Below are 11,553 nucleotides of genomic sequence, written 5' to 3'. Positions count from 1 at the left end.
TCCGCTTTTTTGAGATGGGGCATCCCTTGATAACGTCGTTCAAATTCCCATCGAGTTAATTTATCGCCGTTTTCTAGGGGAGGAATTGTTAAAGAAGCAGCTATTACTGGGGTAGTTGTCATAAGTTTTCTCTTTTCACCCGTCTTCTAGGTAAGTGTTTCTAATTAAATAGAAGATAGATTTTGCCCTTGATCCCCCCTGCCCCCCTTATTAAGGGGGGTGCCGATAGGCGGGGGGATCCCCCCTGCCCCCCTTATTAAGGGGGGTGCCTGACAATTTTTAACACCTACCTACTTAGTTAATCTTTGCCCGCTATCGGATCAGGCTTTTTTACTGATCTTCCATTATTATAACATCCATCGGTAGGGTGTGTTAAAGTAGCTCAACACACCCACAAAAATCAATTAGAAGTCAGCAAATAATCGACAAGTTTAGCCAACCTTACTTGCCCAATTCCTGTCACTCCTCGCTGTATATCTTCCACAGAATCAAAGGGCTTTTCTGAACGTTTTTTCAGAAATTCATTAACAGATGCTGGTGGAATTCCCGCTTTTTTAAGTTGATTAGCGTCACAGCTATTCAAAAGCTCTAAAATCGATTTAGAAGGAGGAGAAGGAGGAGGAGAAGCAGAAGGAGGAGGAGAAATAATAATTTTTTCTTCCAGTCTTTTGATTTCTTTTTGGTACTCCTCTCGGATTGCTTGTAACTGGGTTTCTAATCGTTTTTCAAGATTACTCATCCTCAATTCTAGAGGATTATCTATTTTTTCAGAAGTGGTAATTAACCCAGGAGAAGGAGATAATAACTGTATTTGCTGTAAAGCGATATTCTCCGCTTCTTTATCAACCACAAAAGCGTTAATAGTTTCTAGGCTGCGTTCTTTTTCTTTAGCAATTAAACAGGCATAATACTCTAAATTTCCCTCAATAATCTGGAAGCGTTCAAAGCCAATTTTTTTGAGAATGACAGGACGCATTAAGCCCTTCATTGCTACAATAAGATTAGCTAAGTTGTGTAAATCTGTTTCTGGAAAATAAGAACGCTCTTTAGTGGCTACCACGTCCTGTAAATCAATTAGTAAAAAATCCCACATTTATTTAACTCCTATTTTAGCTAAAACTTCCAGTGCTAAGGCTTCAAATTCTGCTGCTGATACTCCCGCATCGCCTTGATTTTCGGCATAATCCATTATAGATTGGGGAGCAGGAATTTCTAAATCTCCCACGGGAAAGGATTGATTTATACAGCGAGATAAAGGCATTCTTTCCGAGATAGTCGATTCCATCAAGGGTAAACCATATTTGTCTGGAATTACTTGTTTTTGTTTGGGAAAATTAAATCTTAAGTATTGAGCATTGGTAGAAATTTTGGAAGGTAAAACGCCTAAAATTTTTAGGGGTTCTTTACCTAAATTTTCACGAGGTTCGTTAATTGCTTCCTTGATAAAATTTTTTACACTATTTAAACCTTGATTAGAAAATGGTTTAAGATCTGATGGAATAATCAGATAGTCGGAAGCAATTAAACCAGCTTGAGCATAAAAATCTAAGGATGGCGGGGTATCAATAATAACCAAGTCATAATCATCTCTAACTTTATCTAATTTTTTAGATAATCTTGTGTCAGAACTCCCGTATCTAGTCAAGGTAGTTTGTTTTTCAATTAAGCTAATATGAGCGGGAATTACATCAATTTCTGGATGGTTAAATCCCTGAGATTTTCTGACAATATTTTGCACAAAAGTTATGTCTCCATCATTGAGTAAATGAAAGACATTTTTATCTTTTAAATCATCGTCATCATCGAATTGAAACTTAATTAAACCAACGGCAAAGGTACTATTAGCTTGAGCATCAATATCAATCAATAATACTCGCTTGCCTTTTTTACTCAAGGCTGCCGCTAGATTGGTAGCGACGGTGGTTTTACCAACACCACCTTTATGATGATAAATTGCGATGGTTTTCATGGGATTTTTGTTGTTGATTGTTGGAGAATTAAGCGGTGGAATACCCAGGGATAAAGTTTCGTAGCCAATCAGAGATTTTAACTGTTCTAAGTGAGAGGCAATTTCTAACCCAGAACATCTAAAAACTAAATAAATTTTATCGGGTTTTCTTCGATAAAGTTGAATCTCATCACCATTGGTTAATAATCCCCACTGCACTTTAAAGTAGTTGAGATAATAACCTAAACGGTGACGATGATTGGTGAGCTTTTCTCTGGGGTTTTTAGCCTCGACAATTAGACAGTGAGAGGATAAAAACTGCCTTTTATTGATAGGTTTTTGAGCGGAAACAAGGAAATCTAAGCGTACTTTACCGAAGCTAACTTGTTGATACCAATGTTCGGCATTGTAGCCTAGTTTGGGGAGTAAATACTGGACAATTAATTTACTCTCCACTTCCCTTTCGTTATGACAATGGTGAGGGTTGAAAGTCACACATTTGAGGAAATAAGTAGTTGGACAAAAGTAAAGTTAACTGTGGGGTAAGGAGTCAGGAGTCAGGAGTCAGGAGTCAGGACTAAGTAAGAATTGTGGTAATTTACATTTCTTAAGATAGACAACAGAATTTATCTCCGACTACTTACTTAACAACAACTTATTGTTAGTTTAAATGATGACGGCCTTTCCCGTCAAGGTGAAGCACAGACTAAATCCTTACTTAATCAAGTATTTCAGCTGCAAGAACGAACCCCATCTATCCCAGAAAAGCTGTATATTGAGATGCACATCGGTAAATTTACGGATTTATTGCAGTAGGATGTTTATCTAGCACTTTTGGCAATGACAGAGAAAACCATCCTACCCACAGCTTAATTAATGGATCTGCATAATTTTCTCGGCTACTTTCTGGGAAATAAAAGGTAAAATTGAGCGATTTTGACTGTTATCTTTTCCCTCGGTAAATACCACCAAGAGATAGGGAGTATGATGGGGAATTTCAATATAGGCTGCATCGTGACGCACTTGACTTGTCCAACCAGCTTTTGACCAAATTTGACTATTTTCTGGTAATCCTTGTCCCAGAAATCCTAAGATTTGTGTATCATCTCCTTGACTTGTCCAATCAGCAGGATTAAGACTTCGTTTTAGTAAAGACATCATCATTTGGGAACGTTGGGAAGAAACAGCAATCCCCCCGACAATAGTATGAATTAAACGCGCCACTGCATTGCTAGTTAACATATTGCGATTCTCCATTAATTCCCCTAAAAAAGCGCGTTCACGTCCATAGGGACCATCAGACCAAGTTTTTTGATTAACGTTAATTGTCGCTAATTCTGGCCAATTTAGGGATTGAAAATAACGATTAACTATGTTGCGTTGTTGCTTCCAAGTTTCAAAGGGACCGGCGGCAATTTCTGGACCGCTAGTGGTTCCCGTCACCAGATCTACAACTAAACTGGTAGCATCATTACCAGAGTCAACAATCATGTCACGAATGGCGCGATTTAATTCGGTGTTTTCGGGAATCATTCCCCCTTCTAACCACTCATGAATTGCTACTAGATAAAATAATTTCACTAAACTAGCGGGATAGGTTCTTTCTTGTCCGCGATAGCTAAATCCGCGGGGGGAATATTTCCAGAATTCTTCGTGAGAAATTGCTCCCCCCGTGTTGACGATAACGGGAGGATCATATACTATCCAAGTTAGGGCAATTTGTTCTTGAGCTAATTGGGGAAATTCTCGCCAAGTTGTTTCTAAAATATCTGTACCGAACTGTTGGAGGTGGTCTTCAGTATGAAAAAAGTTCATAGGTGTGCTGCAAAGTCAAAAGTTAGAAGGTGGATAAATTCTTGAGTCGGCAATTCTCATTTTACGGTAAAATTTACCGATAATTAATTATTTGATCGCTTCTGAGTTTAATGTTTATATCTACCGATGAGGTTCATCTCTATTTTATCAGTCTCGATCCCTCTGGGGATAGACTAGAAAAACTGGCTTCTTTGCTCTCGGAAGATGAAATAATTAGAGCTAATCGTTACCATTTTCCCCAACACAAGCGGCGTTTTTTGGTGGCGAGGGGTTGTTTACGGGAGATTTTAGGGTCATATTTGGCGATAAGTCCCGAAAAAATCGAGTTTATCTACAGCGAACGGGGAAAACCGAGTATTAACTATCAATTGCAGTTTAATCTCTCCCATTCCGAAGATATGGCCATCTGTGGCTTGACTTTAACCGCTCGCATCGGGGTAGATTTAGAGAAAATGCGCGAGGTGAAAGATTTAGATAGCTTGACAAAAAGGTTTTTTTGTGCTAGGGAACATGAGCTTGTTGAAAAGTCCGCAGAGAAGGAAAAGTTATTTTTTCAGTTATGGACGGCAAAAGAGGCTTATTTAAAGGCACTGGGAACGGGAATTAGCGGGGGACTCGATCAAGTGGAAGTGGGCCTCAATCCCTTAAAATTAGACAATGTGGCGGGGGAATGGCAATTATGGACAGCGGCAATCGGCGATAATTATCGAGCGACGGTGGTTATCGAAGGTAGCGATCGAGTGATTAAAACCTTTGGCCTTTCTGATCTATGATTAATTGGGGAGTTAATTGCCTTGAGAAATTCAGTAATTATTCCTAGCTATCTCAAAAAAAGCTTGTCCTTAATTATTACTTAACCTTGTTTTCTCTATGCGAATTGCTCTTTTTACAGAAACTTTCTTACCGAAAATCGATGGCATTGTCACCCGCCTTAAACATACCGTGGAACACCTACAAAGATTAGGTCATCAGGTATTAGTTTTCTCTCCCGATGGCGGTTTAAAGGATTACAAAGGTGCTAAAATTCATGGAGTTACAGGGATTCCCTTACCCCTATATCCGGAATTAAAAATGGCTTTCCCCCGGCCTTCAGTCGGTCAAGCTTTAGAGAGGTTTAAACCTGATATTATTCATGTGGTTAACCCCGCTGTTTTAGGGGTGGGAGGCATTTATTTTGCCAAAACTATGAACATTCCCCTCGTCGCTTCCTATCATACCCATCTCCCCCAATATCTACAACACTATGGGTTAGGTTCCCTAGAAGGATTACTCTGGGAATTATTAAAACTGGCCCACAATCAAGCAAGTTTAAATCTCTGCACTTCCACCGCTATGGTGCAAGAATTATCTAGTCGTGGCATTGAAAAAGTAGAGCTTTGGCAAAGGGGAGTCGATACGGAATTATTTCAACCTCATTTAAAATCCCCAGCTATGAGACTGAAATTATCCCAAAATAACCCCGATAGTCCTCTCTTATTATATGTTGGTCGAGTGTCGGCCGAAAAAGAAATCGATCGCATTAAACCAGTATTAGAAGCGATTCCCGAAGCAAGATTTGCCATTGTGGGAGATGGTCCCCATCGGGAAGCTTTAACAAGTCATTTTGCCGACACAAATACCCATTTTGTCGGTTATTTACAGGGGTTAGAATTAGCCTCCGCTTTTGCTTCCGCAGATGCTTTTCTTTTTCCCTCACGCACAGAAACCCTCGGTTTGGTACTCTTAGAATCCATGGCTGCCGGTTGTCCGGTGGTGGCGGCAAATTCGGGGGGAATTCCTGATATTGTCACCGATGGAGTTAATGGTCATCTCTTCGATCCTAGGGATGAGAAGGGTTTAATTAGTGCCACCCAAAGATTACTAACCGCCAAGGCAGAAAGAGAGGAATTACGACGAAATGCGCGCCTAGAAGCGGAAAAATGGGCATGGCAAGCGGCCACCAAACAATTATTAAATTACTATCACCGGGTTTTGAATAATAATTCTGTGGCTTTTGCCGCTTAATTGTTGTCAAAATGCTCGAATTTAATTGCAAAAACCTTGACCTATTGTAACTTTTATGTCCAGCGCACCCAGTACCACCTTAGATAAGTCCACCCAAGGGGTCAAAAAGACTTATCCCAACTATAAAGTTATTGTTCTCAACGATGACTTTAACACCTTCGATCATGTGGCCAATTGTTTAATTAAATATATCCCGGATATGACTACCGATCGAGCTTGGGAATTAACTAATCAAGTTCACTACCAAGGACAAGCAATTGTCTGGACAGGTCCCCAAGAACAAGCGGAACTTTATCACCAACAATTGCGACGGGAAGGATTAACTATGGCTCCTCTAGAGGCCGCATAATTATGAATAATGGTCGTTTAGTTTGGAATCATTCTACTCATATTCCGGGGTTGATTGCGGTATTAGAAAAGTTAATTACCTATCAGGGAATCGCCACTGTCACCCCGGGGGTACTTTCTCGCTCAAAAGGTCATTGTCCGCGGTTACAATTGCGGATATCAGTACCAATTCGTGGTGGTTTTAAGGTGATTGCGAGGACAGGAAAAAGTGTGCAGGAAGTCTTTGTTATCACCGATTTAAACCAAGAGGATTTAGAAATGGCTATCCAAGCTTGTTTAGGAAAATAACTGTCGTGGGTGCGTTGTTGAAAGGCTGCTGGTTACTAATCATTGTTTTTCTGTTTTTCTCTGTACATTCTCTCCCTAGTTTGGCAGTAATGGATAGACTTCCTTTAACAGTAACTTTATTGCAGGAACGTTTAAGCGCACCCGTCCTTAAAGAAGGGATGACTACCATCGATTTAGCCAATTTGGTTATCGATATCCGCGATGAAAATAAGGAACTGCAAGAACAATTTTATCAACAGATTCAAGGTCAAATTAATCGCGCTAAACAACCCCTAGGTTTAGATTTTAGTAATTCCTTAATTCAAGGCAATTTTATCGCTTCCCGTCTGGGTTTACCGACTCCTTTAACAAAAGTGGCTCTCGCTACCTTATTATCACCCACGGAAGAACAGTTATTACAACAGGACGAAAATTTTTTATTCGATAGCGATGAACCAGTTTTTAATGTCACAGTATTTCGTGGACCTGTGAAGTTGCAGGGAACCGTATTTATGGGAGAAGTGGACTTTTCTAAGACTTTTTTTCTGCAAATTGTCGAAGCAATGCAAGCAAAATTTAGTCGTGAAAGTAATTGGTTAGAATCCCGTTTTGCGAGGGTGGCTAAATTTAGCCAAGCCACTTTTATGGGAGATGTAAATTTTAGTCAAAGTCAATTTTTAAATAAAGCCATCTTTCGCACAGTCCATTTTAAAAGTATTACTAACTTTCATGGCAGTCATTTTACTGCTGAAGCTTATTTTGATCAAACTAAATACGATAAAACCGCAGATTTTACCCGTACTTTCTGGGAAAAAGAAGCCAATTTTTCCCAAAGTCAATGGCGAGATCGTCCGATATTTTCTAAGAGTAGATTTTTAAGTTTATTAACCTTTAGAAATGCCACTTTTGAAAAATCGGGTGCTTTTCGGTCTAGTTATTTTAATGGTGTGGTTAGTTTTCAAGATCTGAAACTTTTAGATCAGGTAGATTTTAGTAATTCCACTTTTACTAAAAATGGTTATTTGAGTGTATCAGGATTAGCTTTTGATTCCGATAAAGCGAAAATACTAGGAGATAGAGGAGTAATTGGTCAAGTAATTTATTTACCAACCCTAGCAGGAAATGAAACAGTTTTAAGAAATTTAGTTCGTAATTTTCGCTCCCTAGAACAAATTGCCGATGCTAATCAAATTGAATACAAAACCGAAAAATTGCGAGTTCAACAGTTAAAACAAAAGCTAAATAATATCTCAATTATTCGCCTAATTAACCTCACTTGGTTAGCTGATTTTCTGCATACTTCTTTCCTTGCTTTACTATTACTCTTAAGTCAAGATGGTACAAATTTTAGTTTAGTTTTCGGTACAGGAATCATAATTTTTGCCTATTTTGGCTGTTTATTTTGGTTAATTGATCGCGTGCGTCGTCTCACTCCTAAACCAGTAATTCCTAGTCGTTATGAAATCTTTTGTATGGTGACTAGCTATATTATTCTCACCCTTTCAGGTGTGTTTAATATCCTGCAATCTGCCAGTCGTCCTCTCCTAACTTTAACAGCTATTGCCCTAATTCTTGTCCCCTTACCCCTAATTTTAATTATCGAACTTTATCGTCGGGGACGCTATCACGATTTAATGGATAGTTCCTATTTTCTGCAAGATGGTAGTATGCGACAATTACGCTTATTAATCACCCGTTTACCCGTGGTTCCCGAATTTCCCCTCTTTCGCGATCGTTATACTCCTATTTCTTGGCAAAAGCGTTGGAATTGGTTAAATTATTACGATTTAAGTCTCAATAATTTGCTAAAATTAGGCTTTAATGATTGGCGAGTTCGCGATCGAGAATTACCCGCTATCATTTCTTTTTTAGTTTGGTATCAATGGGGTATCGGCATCTTTTATATCACTCTCCTTATCTGGACTCTCTCGCGCACGATTCCGGGGTTAAATCTCTTGATTTATTTAAAATAAACTGTAAAAATTTAAATACAGCAGTTATCTTTTCGTTTTGGGTAGCCGGTCGCCGGTCGTCAATACCAAGCTCATTAACTAGAAGATGCGGGTGTTTGGAGGGTGTGGCTGTACTTGAGAAGATTTGCGGGAAGGGAGGTAAAATTCAATGAGGGGGGTGATATTATCTCTCTCAACTGGTTCAACAAGGGAGGATAGCGATATGAAACCGATTCGACTTCAAGTCTGGAAAGTAATGGCTGTCACCCTGTTGAGTCTTTTATCCCCTCTAACATTGAGCCAAAAAGGGTTAGCACTCAATTGCAACAGTGAAGAGGTCAAGTTTTTGATTGAAGAGAAACTGAAAATCAGGCTAAATCAGAAAAAGCCTGTCAATCAAGAGGTAAAAAATGACCAATTAGAGACAATTAAGCAGTGGGGGGAATTTCTGTATCCAGAATTAAAGCAAGAAGATGTCATGTGTGCTTTAATTAATGTCCTCAATGATAAACGGCTGCCCCCAGAATTACGCAGTCAATCTGCTGACGTACTAGGTGGTGTTGGCACAGAAGCTGAACCTGCTAAACCCTACCTATTGATTGCTTTCGAGGATGAAAACCCGCAAGTGCGCCGCAGTGCGATCGAAGCTGTCAGAAAAATTAATGCTAATGGAACTGTTGACTATCTTATTAAAGCTCTAGATGATCAGGATAGCGATGTAAAAAGAGCAGCAGCAGGAGCATTAGGAAGTATAATAAACAAAGAAGAATCACAAAAAGCTGTTCCTCAACTTATTAAACTGCTCGAAACAGATCCCAATGGATTTGTCCGTCAAGGTGCTGCTGAAGTATTAGCAGGAATTACCTCAACAGACACAAGTGTTAAAACTGCCCTGAATACATCTGTCAAGAATGATTCAGCTTGGTTTGTTCGCAAGAAAGTTATAGAAACATTAGATGCAAAATCCAATATAAAAGTTATTGACATAGACAACTTAATTCCTCTCTTGAAGGACAAAAATTATACTTTGCGAACCCAAACTTTCGCTCTTTTGATTAAAATGGGTAATAAAGCTGAAAAAGCATTACCTGAATTAATTGATATTGTAAAAAATGAACCCAATGATACAGCTCGTCAAGTGGCAGTTCAAGCAATTCATAGTATTGGCAAGAGAGATGAAGAAGCTGTAAAAGTGTTAATTAAATTGCTGCAAACTGACTCCGATCAGACAGTGCGAAATAATGCTGTTGAAGCTTTAAGTAAAATCGATCCCTATACCTCTAGTAGCCGACAAGAATTAATCAAGTTTCTAGAAGATAAAAATGAAGATTTGCGAGTGAGTTCATCTGTTGGATTGAGTAATATTGCAACTTCCTTACAGGATCAATATCAGCGTCAGAAAGAGACAGACGGATTATCTCAAGCGATCACGGATTTAGAGAATGCTAAAAAAGCAATGGAATCAGCTTATCAATCAGAATGGCAAGACAAAGAAAAAAAAGAAAAATTCGTGCAACAACAAGATATTCTTGCTCGAAGACTAGATTTTCTTAAAGAACGACAAAATAAGGTATCTCAACAGTGGCTGATAAGTATTATTACTCATCCTTATATTAAAATTTTTGGTAGCTTATTTCTCACCAATCTGCTAGTTTTTTGGCTCTCTCCTCTCTGGTTACTTAAGATTGATGAACAAATCTGGAAACCTGCTTTTGAAGCTCACCCTGTAGCGAAGGCAATTGCATCAATTCTGAGTTTCTTCCCACTTTTAAAATATCATCCAAGAGTTTTAGATCGATGGGTAGAAAGATACTTTAAAGAAGTGAAACAAGACTTCCTTCATAAACCTACCGTCCAGCATCATACAATTTATGTCCCCCTTCCTGTCCAGACTGATTCTGGTGATAATCTGACAACGATTGAACAACTCACCAGTCAAGATTTAAAAGAATCTTTCCCAAGACATCTGCTTATCTGGGGAGAAAGTGGAGTTGGAAAAACCAGTATAGCCTATCAAATTGCTCAATGGGCAATGTCAGATAATAAAGAAGAGCGTCTCTGTAAACATCGGATGTTACCGGTGCTGATTGAAGAAAATATAGAGATTGATAATTCGGGAGGGGAAAAACCTTTTTTAGCCGCTATTCGAGGTCAACTAGAAGCAGCAATTACAGAAGAAAGTGTTTCTCCAGAACTCCTTAAACATCTGCTGATGAAGCAGCGAATATTGGTCATTGTAGATCATTTGTCAGAAATGAGTGAAACTACACGCAAATTAATTCGTCCTGGACAGCCAGATTTTCCAGTTCATACTTTAGTGGTCACCTCCCGGCAAGAAGAATCCTTGGGTAGTGTTTTGACGATCCAACCTTGTCAACTTACAGGAAGTCAAATTTCTACTTTTTTAGAAACCTATTTAGTTAAGAAAGGGGTGCGGCAACTCTTTACTGACAAGGAGTTATATAAAGATTGTGCTAAGTTATCCGAAATTGTCGGTCAAAAAAGGATTACACCTATGTTCGTAAAATTATATGCCGAACAGTTAATTGAAAAGAAAGTCAAAGTGGCGCAAGAATTAACTTTGCCGAATAATATTCCAGAATTAATGCTCAAATACCTCGATGAACTCAACCGAGAAATTAAAGAAGAAAACAGATCAGGTGATCGCATTGTCGATCAAGATGCCAAGTCTCTAGCTTGGGCTTGCCTGAAGAATAGCTATCAACCCTCAGAAATTATGCGTTCGGAGGCACTGGTTACTTTGGGAGGTAATGATGCTGAAGAACGACTAGAATATTTAGAAGAAAAGCTACACCTCATTCAAACGAACCAAACTTCTAAGGATAAAATTCATTTCATTCTTGAACCTCTGGCAGAATATCTAGCAGCTTGGCATTTAGTTGATCTTTATGCAAAAGATCAAAAACAAGAAGAGTGGCAAAAGTTTCTCGAACAACTTGATAGCGTACCTAAAGCTTTTGTGATAGCAGTAAGGGATTGTTGTGAGGCTAGAGCGGAAAAAGTTCACCTCCCACAATTTGTAGTCGAAAAACTCAACCAAGTTAATGGTAAGTCACTTGGGAGCATCCCAATTTTGCCATAAGTATAAATGCTTAGAGACTAAAAACGTTAGCTAAGGCAAAATAAAGAGAAACAATTAAACGGTAGAATCATGAATACAGACCAAAAAGAACAACTAGATCAACATTTAAAAGCCAT

Annotated in this window: 9 protein-coding genes and 1 pseudogene; 6 read left to right on the top strand and 4 right to left on the bottom strand. The window is 38.8% G+C overall.

The annotated features are described in order from the left end of the window. From PX482_RS04525 to PX482_RS04510, 4 genes and pseudogenes are all read right to left on the bottom strand, one after another. Nucleotides 1–122 (bottom strand): annotated as a pseudogene (locus PX482_RS04525) (Uma2 family endonuclease); the annotation flags it as partial. Between the two features lie 278 nt (nt 123–400). Continuing rightward, nucleotides 401–1,093, bottom strand: a complete 693-nt coding sequence (locus tag PX482_RS04520) for a ParB N-terminal domain-containing protein (RefSeq protein WP_288094087.1) — start codon at nt 1,091–1,093, stop codon at nt 401–403. After that, nucleotides 1,094–2,443, bottom strand: a complete 1,350-nt coding sequence (locus PX482_RS04515) for an AAA family ATPase (RefSeq protein ID WP_288122122.1) — start codon at nt 2,441–2,443, stop codon at nt 1,094–1,096. A 378-nt stretch (nt 2,444–2,821) separates the two neighbouring features. Continuing rightward, entirely contained in the window at nt 2,822–3,763 is a 942-nt protein-coding gene (locus PX482_RS04510; RefSeq protein ID WP_287170668.1) for a serine hydrolase, read from the bottom strand. Nucleotides 3,764–3,873: 110 nt separating this feature from the next. Between PX482_RS04510 and PX482_RS04505 the strand changes: the two genes are divergently transcribed. The 6 genes from PX482_RS04505 to PX482_RS04480 all read left to right on the top strand — a co-directional run bounded on the left by PX482_RS04505 (nt 3,874) and on the right by PX482_RS04480 (nt 11,437). Further along, a complete protein-coding gene (locus PX482_RS04505; RefSeq protein WP_288057480.1) occupies nt 3,874–4,536 on the top strand; it encodes a 4'-phosphopantetheinyl transferase family protein in 663 nt (220 codons plus the stop codon). A gap of 97 nt (nt 4,537–4,633) precedes the next feature. Further along, a complete protein-coding gene (locus tag PX482_RS04500) occupies nt 4,634–5,767 on the top strand; it encodes a glycosyltransferase family 4 protein (RefSeq protein ID WP_288057479.1) in 1,134 nt (377 codons plus the stop codon). 55 nt (nt 5,768–5,822) lie between these two features. Further along, nucleotides 5,823–6,116, top strand: coding sequence for an ATP-dependent Clp protease adapter ClpS (clpS, locus tag PX482_RS04495; RefSeq protein ID WP_288057478.1), 294 nt, complete (start codon nt 5,823–5,825; stop codon nt 6,114–6,116). A gap of 2 nt (nt 6,117–6,118) precedes the next feature. Beyond that, complete coding sequence (locus PX482_RS04490; RefSeq protein WP_288094091.1) at nt 6,119–6,403, top strand: DUF2103 domain-containing protein; 285 nt, start codon at nt 6,119–6,121, stop codon at nt 6,401–6,403. A gap of 5 nt (nt 6,404–6,408) precedes the next feature. Continuing rightward, nucleotides 6,409–8,355 (top strand): pentapeptide repeat-containing protein, encoded by a 1,947-nt coding sequence (locus PX482_RS04485; RefSeq protein WP_288094093.1) that lies wholly within the window; start codon nt 6,409–6,411, stop codon nt 8,353–8,355. Nucleotides 8,356–8,929: 574 nt separating this feature from the next. After that, nucleotides 8,930–11,437, top strand: a complete 2,508-nt coding sequence (locus PX482_RS04480) for a HEAT repeat domain-containing protein (RefSeq protein ID WP_288122119.1) — start codon at nt 8,930–8,932, stop codon at nt 11,435–11,437. Nucleotides 11,438–11,553 lie beyond the last annotated feature (116 nt).

The sequence above is a fragment of the Microcystis sp. M53602_WE12 genome, from assembly GCF_030065455.1.
In the GTDB taxonomy this organism is placed as follows: domain Bacteria; phylum Cyanobacteriota; class Cyanobacteriia; order Cyanobacteriales; family Microcystaceae; genus Microcystis; species Microcystis aeruginosa.
This window is presented reverse-complemented; position numbering and strand designations above follow the sequence as displayed.

Coding starts and splice junctions, on each gene's coding strand:
- PX482_RS04520 (WP_288094087.1), bottom strand. CDS start 1,093: ATGTGGGATTTTTTACTAATTGATTTACAGGACGTGGTAGCCACTAAA.
- PX482_RS04510 (WP_287170668.1), bottom strand. CDS start 3,763: ATGAACTTTTTTCATACTGAAGACCACCTCCAACAGTTCGGTACAGAT.
- PX482_RS04505 (WP_288057480.1), top strand. CDS start 3,874: ATGTTTATATCTACCGATGAGGTTCATCTCTATTTTATCAGTCTCGAT.
- PX482_RS04500 (WP_288057479.1), top strand. CDS start 4,634: ATGCGAATTGCTCTTTTTACAGAAACTTTCTTACCGAAAATCGATGGC.
- clpS (WP_288057478.1), top strand. CDS start 5,823: ATGTCCAGCGCACCCAGTACCACCTTAGATAAGTCCACCCAAGGGGTC.
- PX482_RS04490 (WP_288094091.1), top strand. CDS start 6,119: ATGAATAATGGTCGTTTAGTTTGGAATCATTCTACTCATATTCCGGGG.